Annotated in this window: 13 protein-coding genes and 1 pseudogene; 4 read left to right on the top strand and 10 right to left on the bottom strand. The window is 70.9% G+C overall.

Annotated features, from left to right (window positions below):
* Positions 1 to 103: 103 nt before the first annotated feature.
* The 3 genes and pseudogenes from ACFYOJ_RS35685 to ACFYOJ_RS35675 all read right to left on the bottom strand — a co-directional run.
* Positions 104 to 609, bottom strand: a pseudogene (locus ACFYOJ_RS35685) (IS3 family transposase); the annotation flags it as partial.
* A 1,281-nt stretch (positions 610 to 1,890) separates the two neighbouring features.
* Positions 1,891 to 2,562 carry a response regulator transcription factor gene (locus tag ACFYOJ_RS35680; protein WP_328661539.1) on the bottom strand — a complete coding sequence of 224 codons (672 nt, stop codon included), beginning with the start codon at positions 2,560 to 2,562 and terminating at the stop codon, positions 1,891 to 1,893.
* Positions 2,563 to 2,702: 140 nt separating this feature from the next.
* Positions 2,703 to 4,766: a histidine kinase gene (locus ACFYOJ_RS35675; protein WP_356558451.1), complete on the bottom strand. Its 2,064-nt coding sequence runs from the start codon at positions 4,764 to 4,766 to the stop codon at positions 2,703 to 2,705.
* A gap of 312 nt (positions 4,767 to 5,078) precedes the next feature.
* Here ACFYOJ_RS35675 and ACFYOJ_RS35670 point away from each other — a divergent pair, with 312 nt between their 5' ends.
* Entirely contained in the window at positions 5,079 to 6,668 is a 1,590-nt protein-coding gene (locus ACFYOJ_RS35670; protein ID WP_356558452.1) for an alpha/beta hydrolase, read from the top strand.
* 801 nt (positions 6,669 to 7,469) lie between these two features.
* On the opposite strand, the gene ACFYOJ_RS35665 is transcribed toward ACFYOJ_RS35670, so the two are convergent.
* The 3 genes from ACFYOJ_RS35665 to ACFYOJ_RS35655 all read right to left on the bottom strand — a co-directional run bounded on the left by ACFYOJ_RS35665 (position 7,470) and on the right by ACFYOJ_RS35655 (position 11,177).
* Positions 7,470 to 8,696 (bottom strand): MFS transporter, encoded by a 1,227-nt coding sequence (locus ACFYOJ_RS35665; protein WP_356558453.1) that lies wholly within the window; start codon positions 8,694 to 8,696, stop codon positions 7,470 to 7,472.
* 118 nt (positions 8,697 to 8,814) lie between these two features.
* Complete coding sequence (locus tag ACFYOJ_RS35660) at positions 8,815 to 10,200, bottom strand: amidohydrolase family protein (RefSeq protein WP_356558454.1); 1,386 nt, start codon at positions 10,198 to 10,200, stop codon at positions 8,815 to 8,817.
* A gap of 209 nt (positions 10,201 to 10,409) precedes the next feature.
* The gene (locus ACFYOJ_RS35655; protein WP_356558455.1) at positions 10,410 to 11,177 is read right to left on the bottom strand and encodes an Atu4866 domain-containing protein; all 768 of its coding nucleotides are present in this window, start codon (positions 11,175 to 11,177) and stop codon (positions 10,410 to 10,412) included.
* Between the two features lie 389 nt (positions 11,178 to 11,566).
* On the opposite strand from ACFYOJ_RS35655, the gene ACFYOJ_RS35650 reads away from it, so the two are divergent.
* Positions 11,567 to 11,866, top strand: coding sequence for an Atu4866 domain-containing protein (locus tag ACFYOJ_RS35650; protein ID WP_061441713.1), 300 nt, complete (start codon positions 11,567 to 11,569; stop codon positions 11,864 to 11,866).
* A gap of 191 nt (positions 11,867 to 12,057) precedes the next feature.
* On the opposite strand, the gene ACFYOJ_RS35645 is transcribed toward ACFYOJ_RS35650, so the two are convergent.
* The 3 genes from ACFYOJ_RS35645 to ACFYOJ_RS35635 form a co-directional block, all read right to left on the bottom strand.
* Positions 12,058 to 12,930, bottom strand: coding sequence for a helix-turn-helix transcriptional regulator (locus tag ACFYOJ_RS35645; RefSeq protein ID WP_356558456.1), 873 nt, complete (start codon positions 12,928 to 12,930; stop codon positions 12,058 to 12,060).
* Positions 12,931 to 13,015: 85 nt separating this feature from the next.
* Positions 13,016 to 13,891, bottom strand: coding sequence for a helix-turn-helix transcriptional regulator (locus ACFYOJ_RS35640; RefSeq protein WP_356558457.1), 876 nt, complete (start codon positions 13,889 to 13,891; stop codon positions 13,016 to 13,018).
* 382 nt (positions 13,892 to 14,273) lie between these two features.
* A complete protein-coding gene (locus ACFYOJ_RS35635; RefSeq protein ID WP_356558458.1) occupies positions 14,274 to 14,951 on the bottom strand; it encodes a GntR family transcriptional regulator in 678 nt (225 codons plus the stop codon).
* A gap of 150 nt (positions 14,952 to 15,101) precedes the next feature.
* On the opposite strand from ACFYOJ_RS35635, the gene ACFYOJ_RS35630 reads away from it, so the two are divergent.
* Together ACFYOJ_RS35630 and ACFYOJ_RS35625 are read left to right on the top strand one after the other, a co-directional pair.
* Positions 15,102 to 15,524 (top strand): VOC family protein, encoded by a 423-nt coding sequence (locus tag ACFYOJ_RS35630; RefSeq protein WP_356558459.1) that lies wholly within the window; start codon positions 15,102 to 15,104, stop codon positions 15,522 to 15,524.
* Entirely contained in the window at positions 15,521 to 16,282 is a 762-nt protein-coding gene (locus ACFYOJ_RS35625; RefSeq protein ID WP_356558460.1) for an SDR family oxidoreductase, read from the top strand. The genes ACFYOJ_RS35630 and ACFYOJ_RS35625 overlap by 4 nt, the downstream gene beginning before the upstream one ends.
* Positions 16,283 to 16,660: 378 nt before the next feature.
* On the opposite strand, the gene ACFYOJ_RS35620 is transcribed toward ACFYOJ_RS35625, so the two are convergent.
* Positions 16,661 to 17,086 carry a hypothetical protein gene (locus tag ACFYOJ_RS35620; protein ID WP_356558461.1) on the bottom strand — a complete coding sequence of 142 codons (426 nt, stop codon included), beginning with the start codon at positions 17,084 to 17,086 and terminating at the stop codon, positions 16,661 to 16,663.
* Between the last annotated feature and the right edge of the window lie 397 nt (positions 17,087 to 17,483).

Genomic DNA, 17,483 nt, shown 5'->3' with positions numbered 1-17,483 from the left:
CCAAGCAGCAGAGTGCCGAGCAGCAGGTCTCAACGCATCAACAACTGTCCCTTTTCATCCGTACGCGGGTGGGGACGTTCACGTGTACGCCGACAACGCCGAGATTGTCGGTGTGGACGCGGCTGATCTGCGTCTTCAGCTCCCTGTCGCGGACCGACCGGTCGCTGGGGGTGCGGTTCCTGGCGGCGTAGTAGGTGCTCGTCGCGATCTTCAGTCCGTGGCTGGTCAGGACTCGGCAGATCGGCTCGACCCCGAACACCTGGCGGTGTGCGTCGATGAACGCTACGAGCGCTTCGACGGCCGGTCGAGCTCGGCCGCGAAGAAAGCCGAGGCCGCCTTGAGGATTTCGTTCGCCCGTCGCAGTTCGGCGTTCTCGGCCCGCAGCCGCTTGATCTCCGCGGCCTCTTCCGACGTGACTCCGGGCCGCTGGCCTGCGTCGACCTCGGTCTTGCGGACCCAGGTCCTCACCGTCTCGGCGGCACCGATCCCCAGCTTGGCCGCGACCGCCTTCATCGCGGCCCACTCGGTGGGGTAATTCGGGCGGATCTCCGCAACCATGCGCACCGCGCGCTCGCGAAGCTCGGGAGGGTAAGGGGACGGACGTGCCATGACTCGATCCTCTCAGGGAATCGAGCCTCCATCAGACCCGGAGCGGTTCAATGTGCAGTGGGGGCAAAGACATGGTTCGTACTCTCTAGCGGGTGCGGGGAGCGCTGTGTGGCGCCTTGCTTGCGGGAAGAGGCGTGGCCTGTGCCCGAACCACGGGCACGTCGGCCGCCACCTCGCGCCCATCCGGTGCTGGGAACGGTCGAAGAGCGGTCGGCGAAGATGCTCGCCGGACGGGTGGCGAGAAGGGCGTGGCGTTCTCGGGGGTGTCGCGGGGGTGTCGCCGGGGCAGTGACGGCGGCTCGCCGGATCGGCCCGTTGCGTCGACGACTGCGGAGCGTGTGGTCTCCCCGGAGTCGCCGGAGGATCGCCTGCCCGCCGTTGGAGCCGGGTAGTTCCCGCCTCGGTGGGTCCGTCCGCCAACAGCATGAAGGGGCGGCAGAAGCGGGCGGCCGCGGTCAGCTCCTCGGGAGCCCTGCTGCCGCTCGTCTGCTCGCCGATGCCGGAGGGAACGAAGGCGACGGCGCGCTCGCCCTCAAGCGGGTTCCTTCCCAGACGGTGTGTGCAGGCACGGTGGGTCCCTTCCTCCTCGTGTGTCGAGCCTCTCGTCGGGGCTGCGGGACATATCCGAGCACACGATGCCGCGATGTGGCGGCTGGACGAGTGACAGCAATATGGCGCCTTGTGTCCCTCTTGTGAGGAATGAGCCGCAGGGTCGGCGGCCGTCTCGCCGACCGTCGAACGACGCACTCCCAGCAGCGCCGATCGCCTCGACCGCCGGCGAGGTTCACTTCCGCGAAAGGCGTGAGGGGAGGTTCATGGGCAGGAGAAGCCAGGAATCATGCATGGAAGACGCCGTACAAGTGGCCTTCGCGTTGCTTCAGTAACTGATGTGGCGCGACTCGTCGATCACCGGCAGGAGCAATGCGCCGTTTCATCCGTCTGAGAACCCCGTGTCTCGACGGCGCGGATCGTCGCAGTGAGATCACGGAACGACCCGTGCGGGTTTCGTGACCTTTTCTGCCGGTGGTCTTCGTGGTCGTATCTGCCGAGTAGCAGCGCACGGGGAGCGGACGAAGGCCCGGCGGTGACTGTGCCGGGGCCCGGCCCTTCCGCGCTGGGCGGCCTTGCATTCGGGGTCCTGGACGGCAGGCGAAAAAGCTGGGCGGAGTCGGCCCGCGCAGGGCAGCGGCGGCGCAGTCCACCGCGGGTCCGCGATAGCGCCTGCAGGCTTCGCGGCCAACTCTCCCTCTGATCGCCCTGGTGCAGGCAAGCGGAGGGCGCTCAGAGAGTCGGCGTCACCGACGGGCGGACCAGCCCACTCTCGTAGGCGAAAATGGTCGCCTGCACACGATCCCGTAGGCCCAGCTTGTTGAGCACTGAGCTCACGTGCACCTTCACCGTTCCCACGGCTACTTCCAGACGCGCGCCGATCTCCGCGTTGCTCAGGCCCGTGGCGACGAGGACGAGGATCTCGCGTTCGCGGTTGGTGAGGCTGTCCAGCGCCCTCGTGATCTCCGGAGCGAAGGAGGCCCCCCGAGCGAAGGCTGCTATCAGACGTCCCGTGACCGCGGGCGCGAGGACGCCGTCACCGGAGGCGACCACCCGTATCGCGGCCAGGAGGTCCTCCGGCTCGGAATCCTTGAGCAGAAAGCCGGAGGCCCCGGCGCGCAGAGCCTCGTAGACATAGGCGTCGAGGTCGAACGTGGTCAGCACCAGAACCCGGGCGCCGCTACCGTGATTGGTGATCAGCCGGGTCGCCGTCAGTCCGTCCATACCCGGCATGCGGATGTCCATGAGCACCAGGTCGGGCGCGAGCTGTGCCGACATCGCCACGGCCGCGTCACCGTCCGCTGCCTCGCCGACCACGGTCATGTCGGCCTCGGCCGTCAGGATCGCCACGAAACCCGCGCGGACGATCGCCTGATCGTCCACGACCAGCACACGGATACCGATGGTCCTGCTCCTCTCTTCGCCCGCACCCGGGCCACTGTCTGCGCCGCATCCTCCCATGGAGGCCGTGCGCGGGACCCGCCAGGTCGGCGTGCGCATCCAGAGGCCGCCACGCAGTCGCCGACCTGTCGGCACGGACACTTCTACATGCGAGGAGTGTTCGTCACGACGGCTCTTCGAGGCGCTTTCGGCGCTCTGCCGGCGTCCAGGCTTCCGAGCAACTGGCGCATGGCGCTCAGTGTCGCCCGCGTAGCCCCGGCCACCTGCTCCAGGCTGCCCTCCTCAGCCGAGGAGATCATCCGGTCCGTCTGCCGAAGCACCGTCTCCCGCAGACCGACGGCGACTCGCTGCCGCTCGCCGTGGACCATGGCCCTCGTGCTCGACAGCACAGTGGTGAGGGCCGTGTCCTCCCGGCCCAGTTCCCGCCGGCGACGCCTGTGCATCAGCCATCCCGCCCCCCAGGCGGCCGTGCATCCCAGGCCGGACACGACCAGCGTCCAGCAGGCGAGGAACAGCACGAGAAAAGGCCCGGCCGGGTCTCCGAGCAGCGTCCCGTCGGCGGCGAAGGCGGCCGTGAAGGAGATCGCCGACGGGAGAACCGCGGCGGGCACGGACAGAAACGACAGCCGTGAGCCCGCCGGACATGTCAGTGGATGCGCCGTCGGCGGCGGGACGTTTCGGCCGGAGGGCACGGGCGCGGTTCTCAGGACCCGGCCGTATGCCGCGACCGCGTAGACCGCGGCCGGTGCGACGATGCCGCCGCCGAGGAAGCAGATCGCGGAGGACGGCGGCAGCGCACCACCGCGGAGCAGAACCGGCCACAGGAGGGCGGCGGCCCCGGTCACCGCCAGGACCGCCCAGGGCGCGTGGCGGCGCCACAGCAACGGCAGCGCGTGGAGGGTCAGCACCGACACGAGCAGCAGGCACGTGCCGGCCTCGTAGCCGGCCTCCTCCGCCTTCGTCAGGGCGACGCCCGACGCCACCGCGGCGGCCGAGCCGAAGACCGCCCTGTCCGCGATCCGCTGTTCGCGAGGAAAGTCGCGCCGACGTCCTGGGCTCGGCCGAGGGCCGGACGCGGCGTCGGGGAGCACGGCGTGTACGCGCCAGCCTCCGTCGGGGCGGGGTCCCGCGGACAGCCTCCCGCCGAGGACGGCGGCACGCCGGTGCATTCCTTCCACCCCCCGGCCGGAGCCGATCCCCGCCGTGCCGGTGTGCGCGCCGCCGGGCGGCCTGCCGTTGTCGACGGTCAGATGCAGGGTGTCCCCGGCCCGTTGCACCCGCACGCTGACCGCGGCGCCCGGCGCGTAGCGCAGGGCGTTGGTCAGGGCCTCCCGGATGATGCCGTGGGCCGCTTCCGCCGCGGGTCCGGTGAGATCAGCGGGCAGGGAGACGGAGACGGGGCGGCCCAGCCTGCTGAATCCGGCGATCAGCGTCTCGATCGGAGCGGTCATCGCCTGGGGAGCCGGTGGGTCGTCCACCTGCATGACCGCTACGAGACGCCGCAGTGCGGACTGGGTCTCCCGTGCGGTGCGGCGCGCGAACGCGAGTGCCTCCGCGGCCAGGTCGGGCCTGCTGTCACCGAGCCTGCGGGCGGCCTCGACGGATACCACGACGGAGGTGAGGTGGTGCGCGCTGATGTCGTGCAACTCACCGGCCAGCCGTTCCCGTTCCGCCTCGGCGGCCTGCGCCTGCTGCTGCTCGGCACCGGCCAGCCGCTCCGCCGTGGCCTGCCGTTCCCGCAGCCAGTGCCGGCGGCCGGTGCCGAGAGCGGACACCAGCAGAAAAGGGCCGACACCAGTGAGCCAGTCGGAGAGGAGAAGACCGCCGACGCCGTGCCGTGCGGCCGCCTGCAGGAGCTGGACGACGGCGACAGCCGCGGTCGCGCCCAGGCCGACGGGCCAGCTGCACAGAACGGTGACGGTGAACAGCGCCACCATGACCGCCGGCCCCGGTACCAGGCCCAGCAGGTCGGGTGGCGCCAGGATCTGTCCCACCACGGACACCGCGACGATGACGCCCAGGGCGGCGAGCGGTGCCCGGTGACGCCGATCGAGCGCCACCACAGCGAGCGCCGTGGCACAGAAGGCGGTGATCCACTCAATGGTGTCCGGCGGCTCCTTCGAAGACGCAACGACGCTGAACCACAGCAGCAGTTGCGCTCCCATGAACAGTACCGGCAGTGGCCTGACCCGACGTCCTTTCCCCATTGGCGCAAGTGTATGGCCGGGCGTCGCCCTCCCCGACACCGCGGGGTTCAAGGGGTCACGCGGTGCCGGCCCTGCGGTCGCGCCACCGCTCTATGTCCCGCGGACTAGGCGACGATCCTTCCGGCGGGCGACGGGGCGGCACGTTCAGCGCGAAAGGATCGGCACATGGATCGCGTCGTCGCGTCGAGCCTCCGGGGGGATCAGGTCCTTCCAGGGCACACGCACCGACCGGTACACCCACCACCACGACTTCGTGTGAGCGGCCGTCCACTGCGCCCGTATCACCCACACCAACTGGAGACCGGCACAAGCATGCCCGCACACCCTCGCATGTCCCGGACCGCTGTCGCCCTGGCGTCGCTCGCCGTGCTGGCGGCCACCGCGGTGACAGCCTGCAACCCCGAGACCGCCGACGACGCTCGCGGCGATGCCGCGATACCCGCGGTGCCCACCGCTCTCAGCGAGCAGGAACTGAAGTGGAGCACGTGCTCCGCTCCGTCCACGGCCCAGGGCGGCGGAGACAGGCCCGAGAAGCTGCCGGACGGAACGACGTGGCAGTGCAGCACCATGAAGGCTCCGCTGGACTACGCGGACCCCGACGGCGAAACCATCGATCTGGCCCTGATCCGGGCGAAGGCGTCCCCGGACTCCGGCGAGAAGCGCCTCGGGTCCCTGGTCTTCAACTTCGGCGGCCCCGGCGGCTCCGGGGTGCTCACCCTCCCCCTCGCCGCCGGCGACGAGTACATGACGCTTCACAAGCGCTATGACCTGGTCAGTTTCGACCCTCGCGGGGTCGGGGACAGTGCCGGCGTGCACTGCCTGGACACGAAGGCCATGGACGCCTGGCTGGCCGCGGACGCCACCCCTGACGACGCCACGGAGGAGAAGGCCCGCGAGCGTGGGGTACGCGCGTTCGCCCGGGCCTGCCAGAGCGAGTCGGGCGCGGTGCTGGATCACGTCGGCACCCAGGAGGCCGCACGTGACCTCGACCTGATGCGCCACGTCCTGGGCGACGAGAAACTCAACTACTTCGGCATCTCCTACGGCACACAGCTCGGCGGCGTCTACGCACATCTCTTCCCGAAGCGTGTCGGGCGCTTCGTCTTCGACGCCGTGGTCGACCCCACCGAGGACGCCCTGCACGGTGCCCTCGGCCAGGCGAAGGGGTTCCAGGGCGCACTGCGCAACTTCCTGGAGGACTGCGCACGGCAGGACTCCTGCTTCTTCGAAGGCACGAACCCGCAGCAGGGCGAGAAGGACATCATCGCGCTGCTCGAGCGCCTGGACACCGACCCCCTGCCCACGGAGTTCGGGCGTCCCCTGACTCAGAGCCACGCCCTCAACGGCATCGCCGCCGCCCTCTACGACCAGGAGAGCTGGCTGCTGCTCAGGGGCGGACTGGCCGCCGCCATGGACGGCGACGGCAGCGCACTGCTGCTGCTCTCCGACCTCCTCAACGAACGGATCGACGACGACGGATACGCCAACATCAACGCAGCCAACACCGCGGTGAACTGCGCGGACTACAAGGACCGCTTCACCCTTGAGGACGTACACCGTCACCTGCCCCGATTCCGCACGGCATCTTCGGTGTTCGGCGACTGGATGGCCTGGGGGCTGCTCCAGTGCACCGGCTGGCCCGCTGACGGCCACGCACCCACCGTCGAGGTGTCGGCCGACGGCGCGAACCCAGTCCTCGTCATCGGCAACACCGGTGATCCGGCCACTCCCTACGAGGGTGCCAAGAAGATGGCGGACGAACTGGGAGAGAAGGTCGGCGTCCACCTCACCGTGGACGGCGAGGGGCACGGCACCTACGCCGTCAACGACTGCCTGACCGAGCTGGTCGACGCGTATCTGCTCGACGGGACGGTCCCGGCGAACGACACCGTCTGCTCGTGACGTCGGCGTCCCTGCGGCTTCCCTGAGTCACCGTCCCCAGCGGCGGGCAGGTCCGCTGCCCGCCGGCGTGGACGGTGCCGTGGACCCGCCCGGCCTCAGGCCCGACGGATCACCAAGGTCTGCGTCCGGCGGGTCGCCGCCCGCACGGCTCAGGGACCGGGCCGCCTGGAGCCCGGCGCGGTCCCCCGGCGGCCACGACGTCCCACCCGCCCCGGTGCTCCTTGTGCTGTGGGCGCGCCCCGCCGAGGTTCCGTAGGCGCTGAACGGTTGGGGGCGGATGGCACAGCGCGGACAGTGTCCGCTCACCGTTGACCGGCCCGTGCGACACGACGGTCCGACCACTACATCGGTGCCGATGACAGCCGGGGCTCGGACGGAGACCCGGCTGGGTGCGGTACCCCCGGGTTCGGGCCCCGAGGGCACCGTCCAGGGGCGGTATCCGGTCCGGTGAGGCGGCGGGTCCGGGAACCGCACCTCGTACGAAGGACGACGGTCTCGTCACGGACGGGTCTCTGAGCAGCTGTCAGGAGGGGACCGGGCCAGAGATTGTCGCCCCCGGGTTCCGGCAGACCGTTTCCGCTGCCCGCCCGGACAACGCTTCTGCTCCGTCCGATGCGCCTCGATGACCGGCATCCGCACCGGACGGACTCCGCTGCCGAGCCCGGCGCGTTCGGCCGGCGGCGGTTCCGGCTCTCGCGGGCCGGCCCGTGGTACGCCGGGGGAGCAGCGGTCGGCGTACGGCTGTCGGGGGAGGGCCTTGCGGGGGCCGAAACGCGCTGCGTGCCGGGCCGATGGCGGGGATCACGGGGTGGAGTGGCGCATGGCCGGCAGGATCAGGGAGGCGCCCAGAAGGAGCACCCCGGCGACGACGAGCAGAATGCCGTCGAAGCCCAGTCCCGTGAGCGCACCGGCGAGCTGTGGGCCCAGGCTGGCGCCGATGAACATGCTGCACCCGTAGAGGGCGACCGCCGCACCACGTGCCTGCGGGGCGTTGGCGTTGACGGTCTCGACGACCGCGGGCGCCGCTACCGCGACGGCGGCCACGAACAGCAGCAGGGCCAGGGCGAGCAGCGCCGTGTTACCGCCGAGGAAGGAACCGGTGGCGACGGTGAGAGAGGCCAGAGTGAAGGCGAGGGCCGCGCGCAGGGGCGCGGGCAGCCGCCCGAGCACGGGGACCAGCAGGGGTACGGCGATCAGGGCGGGGAGCGCGCTGGCCCGCAGGGCGAGGATCGCGGTGGCATCGCCGGTGACGGCCGGTGGGCCCGCGATGGCCACCGCCGTGTAGAGGGAGACGAAAGCCGTCATCAGGGCGACGGTGGACAGGCACAAGGCGCCCAGCCTCGGCTGTCGCAGCAGCCGCGGCATCGCCGCGAACGCCTGCAGCAGTCCGCCGTCGGTGCCTCCACGCGGAGTGGGTCGCAGGACCCGGCGCACCGGGAACAGGTTCAGGGCCATCAGCACGGCACTGATCCAGAAGACCGCACGCCAGCCGATTCCGGCCGCAACGGCCTGCGCACCGACCTGAACAACGACGGCGGCGGCGAGCATGCCACTGGTGACGCAGGTGAGGGAGGTGCCGCGGTGTCGAGGCGCGATGTGCCGGACGACGTAGGAGAGCGCGGCAGGGGCGAAGGTCGCGGCGGTCAGTCCCTGCAGGCTGCGCAGCACGACGGCGGTGGGAAGGTCGGAGACCGCGCTGACCGCCGCGGTGGACGCCGTGGCGGCCGCGAGCCCCACGGTGATCACGGCGCGTGGTCCGTAACGGTCGCAGAGCGGGCCGGCGAAGAGGAACCCGGCTGCGTAGGCGAAACCGAACGCCGTCGCCGTCCACGTGACCTGACCGGGTGTGGTGCCGAACTCGGTGGCCATGGGGTGCAGCAGTGCCAGGACGGTGTACATCTGACCGACCATCAGCATGCCCAGCGTGGTGAGCAGTGCTGTGGTCCTGGCGGCCGGGGCCCAGCCTGGTGGCCGATCGGGCGTTCCGCTCCCGGTCGTGCGATCGAGTGCGCTGGTGGGGTGGGACATGGGGACTCCGAAAGAACGTCTGGTGGCCCCGTGTGCGGCATGACCGGCCGATGGCAGGCGCCGGGGACCGGGTCGCCCCCGGCCGGCGAGGGGCCGGCCGGGGGCGGTGACGGGGTGATCAGGCTGCGTGGGTGTTCAGCACGTACTCGCGTGAGGCGTGGACCTCGCTGCGCAGGGCGGGCAGGTCGACGTCGAGGACCTGTCCGTCCCACTTGCGGGGCTCGCCGTTGATGAGGACGGTGCTGATGTTGCGGGCGTCGGAGCCCAGTACGAGGGTGCCGATCGGGTCGTTGAGCGGCATGTTGTTGAGGTCCTCGGCCTGGATGACCAGCAGGTCGGCCTTCTTGCCGGGGGTGAGTGAGCCGGTGACGCCGGCGAGGCCGTTGGTGCGGGCGCCCTGGAGGGTGGCGAAGTCCAGGACGTCGTGGGTGGTGATGCGGACCGGCTGCCGGCCGGTGCCGTGGGCGGCGTTGACGGCCCGCATCCGCTGGATGGCGTGCAGGGCCCGCATCTGGGTGAACATGTCGCTGGCCAGGGCGACTTCGACGTCGATGCTCAGTCCGGGACGGATGCCGACGGACAAAGCCTCGTCGACGGCGGGGATCGCGGTCTCCAGGCCGATCTGGGCGTCGGAGGTGGGGGCGAGGGCCACGGTGGTGCCGCTTTCCCCCATCGCCTTCCATGCTTCGGGGGTCAGTCCGGTGGCGTGGATGAGGGTGACGTCGCTGCCGAGGATGCCGTCCTTCGCCCAGTTCAGGATCACCTCGGAGGAGGCTGTGCCGAAGACCGCGTCCACGCTCACCCCGATGCCCAGGTCCTTGGCGACGCGGGCGAGTTCGGGGCCGTAGGCGAGGGCCGGGCCGGCGATCTCGTCGGTGGCGAGCGTCGCCAGGCGCAGGGTCAGCAGCTGGTCGTCACTGTGGAAGTACTTTTCCCTGAGGCGTGTCAGGTCGCCGGGCCACTGCTTGTCCCAGTCACCGAAGTGCGGGCCCATGGAGGCGTGTACACCGCGGATGCCGGTGTCGCGGAGGGCCTCGACGGCGGCGTCGGAGTGTTCGGGGGTGCGGGAGTTGTGGGAGAAGTCGAGCATGGTGGTGATGCCGCTGTCGATCGCGGTGAGGGCGGCGAGCTTCGTGCCGGTGTACATGTCCTGGGGCCGGTAGACGGTGGCGTAGCCGGCCAGGGTGGACATGACGTAGGCGCCGAGGTCGTCGACGTCCGGCATGATCCGGCGCAGCTGGGCCTCCCAGGCGTGCCGGTGGGTGTCGACGAAGCCGGGACTGAGGACGGCGCCGGTGGCGTCGACGACCACGGCGTCACCGGCCTCGAGACCGGGACCGACGGTGGTGATGGTGTCGCCCTCGACGAGCAGGTCGGCGTTGGGCAGGACACCGAGGTCGGCGTCCATGGTGACGACGGTCGCGCCGGTGAACAGGATGCGCCGTTCGGCCGCGGGGCGACGGCGGAGCTGTTCGAGGGCGGCGATGGCGTTGACGTGGGTCATGGAAAAGCTGCTTTCAGTACTTCGGGGAGGGGGAGGGCTGCCGGGAACGCCCGGCAGCCCGGTTTCCGGTTCTGGCGGGGCCGGCCCCGGCAGCCAGGGCGCCGTTCACCCGGGCGTCGTGCGTCCAGGACCGAAAGGCTGCGGAGGCACGGTCCGGACCCGGTGTTGTCGCCGTGTGTGCGGCTCGGCCGTTGCCGGCCGGGCGGTTTTCAGCCCAGCTTCATGACGTAGCCCGCGTGGTGCAGCTCGTCGCCCCTGAACTCTCCGTAAGCCCAGAAGCCGAGGTCGTCCAGGTAGTCGATGCGGTCGCCGTCGATCCAGAACCGCCCCTGGTAGGCGTGGGGGCGGCCGCCCCGTGTCTCGTCGTAACGGCCGTCCGCGGTGAGTTCCTGGTGCAGGAAGTCCTGCCGGTCGATCCAGACGCCGAGCCGCGGGCTGCCGGTCAGGTCCGGAGCGGCGGGGATACCGGCCTGGGGGGTTGTGGGCCCGCCGGGGATTTCGGTGCCCGACCACCGGACGGGACGGCCGGCCGCGACCAGTGCGCGGACCTGCTCCGGGCGGGACATGAGGGTGGCCACCGCGCTCGGCACGTCGGCGGCGAGTGCGGTGGGTACCACCAGGAAGTCGGTGTTGTTGCCGGGCGTCAGCGTCGCGACGTACTCCGAGCGCCGGCCCCGGCCGCCGGCCAGGGCGACGGTGTCCACGACGGCGGGGACGATGGTCGTGCCCGTGCAGTCGACGACGATGGCGTTGTCGTCCTGTGCCGCGGTGATGATGCCGGGGCCGACGCCGACGATCAGGTCGCCGACGAACAGGATGTCGGCACCGGTCATGGTCCCGATCAGCGGGTCCATCGTCACGATCCGGGCGTTGGTGAACAGGACGGGGCGGCCCCCGTCGTTCGAGAGGATCTCGTCGAGCGCCTCCGGGTGCCAGCTCAGGGCGCCGGTGTGGGCGTGGGTGTCGTTGGTGGTCATCGTTTTCCTCAGGGGTTCGGCTCTTCGGTCCGCCCGGCGAACGAAGCGGGCTTCCTCACGGGCGGGTCGCGGCTGCTCGGCCGTCACGGCAGCCGCATGACCACCAGGTTCGTCCGGCCGGACCAGCGGAACCAGGCCGCCGTGCACCCGGGTGCACGGCACCCACCCATGCCCGGCCGGAGGAGAGCGGAAGGGGCCGGCACCATGGCCGGCAGGGAGATGACGGTCCGGCACAGGCCCGGCGCAGAGCGTCGGGGAGATCTGTCCGCCCCGGCACGTCACTTCCGCTCCGTTCCGCCCCGCATCATGGGTGCACGGCTCCCAGGAAGCCCGTACCCGGGGACGCGGCGGCCTGGCCACGTTCCGTCATGGGGCCCGAGAGTGAAGCCATGACCAGCAACGACACGCCTCGCGCTCCGCACCCGTACGTCGGGATGTGGGTGACCGCGGACGGATTCATCCGCCAGGAACTACTGCCGAACGGCCGCTACGACGAGGCCCGGGGACGGCGCCGGAGTGCCTACACCGGCCGGTACACCGTCAGCGGCAACCACATCGACTACGTCGACGACACAGGTTTCACCGCCACGGGGGACGTTCGTGACGGCGTTCTCTTCCACGAGCATCTGGTGCTCTACCGTGAGGGCGATCAGCGCGTCCGGCGGGAAGGTACGGGGTCGCGCGGCTGAGGGACCTGCTCCTGGTTTCCCGTGGGGCCGTCGGTTCCGGGCGGCGACGCCGGGAACGGGCGGCCGACGGTACGAGGCACGGTTGCCCTCACCGGCCCGAACACGTCCAGATGCCACAGTGAGGGCTCGTCGCCGGCCGGCGAGCCCTCCTTCTCGTGCAGGGCCCTTTCACAGGCGGGGCCACACAGCAGTCAGCTGTTGCCGGACGACAGCGAAACCTCGCGCACCACCTCTACCGACGCCTCTTCGCCGGCACCGGACCGGAGCACGGCGAAGGCGGCCGCGGTGGCGCTCGCCGGCTCTGCCTGGTAGACGACCAGCTGCTGATGCGGGGCTCCCCCGACGGTGAAGGCCGAGAACTGGATCTCCAGAGCACCCACCTCGGGATGCGACAGGTACTTCTCCTGCTGCGTCTTGCTCCTGACCTCGTGCCGTGCCCACAGCCCGGCGAACTCGGGACTCCTCCCGCGGAGCGTGTCGACGACCTCGGTGATCCGCGGGGACTCGGGGTCGTGTCCGAAGGCCGCACGCAGTTCGGCCACGCACGAGTGGGCGGAGTCGTCCCAGTCCCTGTAGAAGGCACGTCCCGCCGGGTCGAGGAAGACCATGCGAGCCAGGTTGTCGAACCGTTGGAATCCGCTGTGCAGGGCCGCGGCGAGCGCATTGCGCGCCAGGATGTCCAGGGCCGGGCCCAGAACGAAGGCGGGGGTGTCGGGCCAGCCGTCGATCAGCCGCAGAAGGTGGGGGTGGACCCTGTCGTCGCCGGCCGGAACACCGCGACGTTCCTGGGGCGCCCTGGTGAGCCTGCGCAGATGGTCGTGCGCCTCGTCACTGAGGCGCAGGGCGGCGGCGACCGCGTCGATCACCTGCGGGGACGGGCTGGACTCCCGTCCCTGTTCCAGGCGCATGTAGTAGTCGGGGCTCACCCCGGCGAGCATGGCGACCTCCTCACGGCGCAGCCCCGGCACCCGCCGGCGCCCGTGCTCCGGAAGCCCCACGTCCAGCGGTTTCAGGGCTTCGCGCCGTGCTCTCAGAAAGTCTCCCAAGGGAGTGGTGTCGCTCATTGTTCCAACCTAACGGAGAGGCCGGCCCGCCCTTCGTCCCTCTCGTGCGGGCCTGGCCGGTGGACCCGGCCCGAACGGCGGCGACTCAGTCGAGCGCGGCGCCGGCCGTCGGCTCCTCGGCCACTGCGCCGGCACTGAGGGAGCCGAGCAGGGACAGTGCGTCGGCGGACGCCGTGCCTGGTTCGGCCTGGTAGACGACGAGCTGCTGCGTCGGGGCGCTGTTGACGGTGAAGGACTCGAAGTGCAGTTCCAGGTCACCGACCTGAGCATGGTGGAAGCGTTTCGCCTCCCGCGTCTTGGCGCGCACGTCATGCCGCGCCCACAGCGTGGAGAAGTCCGCACTTCTCAGGGACAGCTCACCTACGACCTGGCTCAGGCGCGGATCCTCGGGATCGATGCCGGCCGCACGGCGCAATGTGGCCACCGTCGACTCGGCCGCACGGTCCCAGTCCCGGTGAAACCGCCGCGCGACCGGGTCCAGGAACGTCATGCGCAACAAGTTGTCACTGTGAGTGAAGTCGGCGTGAAGAACGCTCGCGAGCCGGTTACGGGCCAGGATGTCCAGTACGGGGCTCATGACGAAGGCAGGCGTGTCACGCCACGTGTCGAGGAGACGCCTGAGGTGCGGGGCGACTCGTTCCACGCGCGGTGCTCGGCGTGTCCGGCGGGTGGTCGGGCCGGCCACGCGGTGCAGGTGGGCCATCGCTTCGCCGTCCAGCTGCAGTGCCCGCCCCACGGCCTCGAGGATCTGCCGGGACGGATGCCGCTCGCGGCCCTGTTCGAGACGCGTGTAGTAGTCGGAACTCACCCCCGCGAGGGCGGCCACCTCCTCACGTCGCAGACCGGGCACCCTGCGACGACCGGAGGTGGGAATCCCCACGTCGCAGGGGCGCAGGCGGGCGCGCCGCGCCCGGAGGAAACCTCCCAGCGTGTTGTCGACGAGCTCCTTCTCTCTGTCCATACGTCGAGGCTAGAGCGGCGCGACGCACTGCCGTAGGGGCGAGGGAGGGTGCGCTTACCCTGGGAACAGCACACCCTGGACAGTCACACCCCTGTCCGAGTCGACGACGGCCTTGCTCTCCGAGGGCGGCACAGGCCGAGTGCTTCCCACCCGTCGCAGGTGAAGCGCCGCGACTGGTGAAGCGCCGCGACTCCTCAGCACTGTCTTGGCATGCGTCTGCCTGGCCGGTCCGCCCTGCGCCGGGAGATCCGAGCCGGTACGACGTGGTGACGAACCGGAACCGGAGCCCACCCACAGCCACTCGCCGCTTTCCGGCTGCCTGGCGCATACGGGCACGCTCAGGTACGGCTGGACGCCTCGGTGCCTGACGTGGTGCCTGACGTCACGGTGCGGTCGGCAGACCGGCCAGCAGACTGCGCCGCGCGGATTCCACATGCTCTTCGGCCCGGCGGGCCAGCGTCCGGATGTCGCCGGAGCGCAGGAGAGCGGCCAGCTCGCGATGCTCGTCGACCACGCGTGCGCGGTAGTGGTCGTAGGCCACGTCGACGCGGCGCAACTGGAACAGGTGCACCTGAGAGCGGATCGCCTCCCAGGCGGAGGTGAGCCTGCCGTTCCCGGCCGCGGCGTAGATCTGGTCGTGGAAGGCGATGTCCAGCGCCACCAGCCGGGGGGCGTCACCGCCCTCGGCGATCTCGGCCGTCATCTCGGCCACCAGCCGATCCAGCGCGGACAGCTGCTCCGCGGTCGCGGCTCGCCGCGCGGTGGTCGCGGCCAGGCGGTCCAACGCGGCCCGCAGCGCGTAGACCTCCTGCGCGTCCTCGGCCGTCACCCTGATGACGGTGGTGCCGCGGTGCCAGCCGCCACGCACCAACCCCTCGTGCTCCAGCTGGGCCAGTCCTTCCCGGACCGAGCCACGGCTGACCCCGAGGCGTTCGGCCAACTCCACTTCGCGCAGTGGGGCTCCGGGCGGAAAGTGACCCGAGAAGATCGCGGCGCGCACCAGGTCGGCGGCTTCGTCGGCCAGCCCGCGCCGGGCGGCCTTCGGCAGTGCAGATGACATGCCGCCATGTTGACATCCGGACAATCGGAACCACCAGACCGGCCAGGCGACTCGCCCCGGACTTCCAGCCGACTCTTGTCCTAATGTTGACATTGAGACATCGGGTGGGTCAGGCTGCCCTGGCCGCCGACTCCACCAGAGGGGACCCCGATGCCACACCGACCCGCCTTCCACCTGGCAGTCCCGGTCGACGACCTGGTCGCCGCCCGCGGCTTCTACGGACAGGTGCTGGGTCTGCCCGAGGGGCGCAGCGCCGACCACTGGGTGGACTGGAATCTCGAAGGCCACCAGTTGGTGACCCACCTGGTACCGACCGTGCCGCAGCCGGCGGGTACCAGCGTGGTGGGACGGCACCGGGTGCCGATCCCGCACTACGGTCTCCTGCTGCCCGAACAGTCCTTCCACCAGTTCGCCGAGCGGTTGCGAGCCGCGGGGGTGCGCTTCGACATCGAACCGCATCGCCGCTTTCCCGGCGAACCCGGCGAACAATGGACCATGTTCTTCCGCGACCCCGCGGGCAACGCCCTGGAGTTCAAGTCCTTCCGTGACGAGTCGATGGTGTTCGCCCGATGAGGGGCGTGCTCGTCACCGGTGGATCGCGGGGCATCGGCCGCGCCGTCGCGAGGGCCTTCGCCGCTGGCGGTGACCGTGTCGCGGTGCAGTACGCCGGTCGCCGTGCGGACGCCGAACGGACGGTGCGCGAGCTTCCCGGCACCGGGCACACGCTGCTGCAGGCCGACCTGGGCGAGCCAGGTGCGGCCGAGCGGACAGTGGCCGAGGCGGTGGCCGCGCTCGGTGCCGTGGACGTGCTGGTGAACAACGCGGCCCTGGCACCCGCGGCGGACACCCGGCACCCCATCGCCGAGACCTCGCTGGAGCACTGGCAGCAGGTCTGGCGGCGGATGGTCGACGTCAACCTGCTGGGCGCGGCCGACTTGTGCTGGGCCACAGCCCACCACCTCGTCGACCGGGGCACCGGCGGGGCGATCGTGAACATCGGCTCGCGCGGCGCGTTCCGGGGCGAACCCGATTTCCCCGCCTACGGGGCCACCAAGGCCGCCCTGCACGCCCTCGGTCAGTCACTGGCTGTGGCCCTGGCTCCGCACGGCATCGCGGTCACCTCCGTCGCGCCCGGGTTCGTGGCCACCGAACGGCAGACGGGGAAGTTGTCCGGCCCGGAAGGCGAACGTCTTCGCGCGGAGAGCCCTTTCGGGCGCGTCGGCACCCCGGAGGAGGTCGCCGCCACGGTGCATTTCCTCGCCTCCCCGGCCGCGGCATGGGCCTCGGGAACCATCGTCGACCTCAACGGCGCGTCTCACCTGCGCACTTGACACCCAACCGTGCGAGAGAAGAACGGCGCGCGTGTGGGGCCCCGCCCACGCAGGGGACCAGCTCGGCCTGGAGGTGACGGTGCGCGGGAAACTGGAACCGCTGAGAACGAAGATGGCCGAGCTCGTCGATCGCGGCGGTACGGGCCCACGGCGAACGCAGCCCGACTCACCCGGCCGTCGTCGCCCTCGACCGACTCGGCATGACCGCTGCCCGAGCGACAGGAGTTGTCGCGCTCGGAGGTCCTGGCGCCGGCCTCGGCCGCACTCCGTGCCGCCGAGGCCGATCACCTCCCGCTCGAGCCGGGCGGCATCGGACCGTCCCTGCCACACCACGTGGCCCTGCAGCAGGATCCCCCGGGCGGATGCGCCTCTTCGGACCTACGCGCCGGCACGTGCTGCGCGTAGGCGACGGGCCTGGCTCACCAGCCGTGAGCTGCCCCGCCGGTCGGCTATCGGGTCGAGTCCCGGTATCTCGCCCTGGGCTCCGATGCGTTCGGCGCACTCGGCGACCACGGTGAGCAGTTCGCCGAGGCCACGGGACTCGGCGGGGGAGAGGTCTTTGGACAGGAGCGGTGGCAGTGCGTCACGCAGTACGGTCCAGACGGTGCGGTACGCGCTGGTGGACGCGGCCGTTCCCAGGGAGTCCGCCAGGCGGCTCGGAGTGACGATCCCGATGAGCATCAGCGCACTGAGGTCGGTGGCGAGCGCACCGGGATCCAGCTTCTTGCGTGCCGCCAACAGCAGCAGTGCGTCGACCGCGGCGATTCTGTCCTCCTGGCGCTGGACGCCGAGCCCGCCGGCCACCACCAGGGACGTCGCGGGCCCGCTCGCGCCGGGGTGACTGCGCGAGCACGGGCAGTACAGAGCAGACGTTCTAATGACGGACCCGGCGGGTTCGTCCGAAGGATCACGCCCCGCCGATGAGGGCAGAAACGTGTCGCGAAGCGCGGGCGGCCTTCCCGCTCCGCATCTCACCTGGCGTCGAAGGACTCCCGTGCCTCCTCGATCTGGGGCATGTACGTCCGTACCCAGTCCAGGAGGACATCGACGGGCGGGCGCATGTTTTTCCCCAGCGGAGCGACCCGGTACTCCACAGCCCCCTTGCGGTGAATGGGCCCCATCGGGGTGCTGATCACGGAGTGGAGCCGCTGCCGTAGCCGACGAGGTTACCACCTCCTTGCGTGACGCCCCCCCCCGTCAA

This window comes from Streptomyces sp. NPDC006384 (genome assembly GCF_042870695.1).
Lineage (GTDB): Bacteria > Actinomycetota > Actinomycetes > Streptomycetales > Streptomycetaceae > Streptomyces.
The sequence above is the reverse complement of the archived record's forward strand: the minus strand, read 5'-3'. Positions and strand labels throughout refer to the sequence as shown.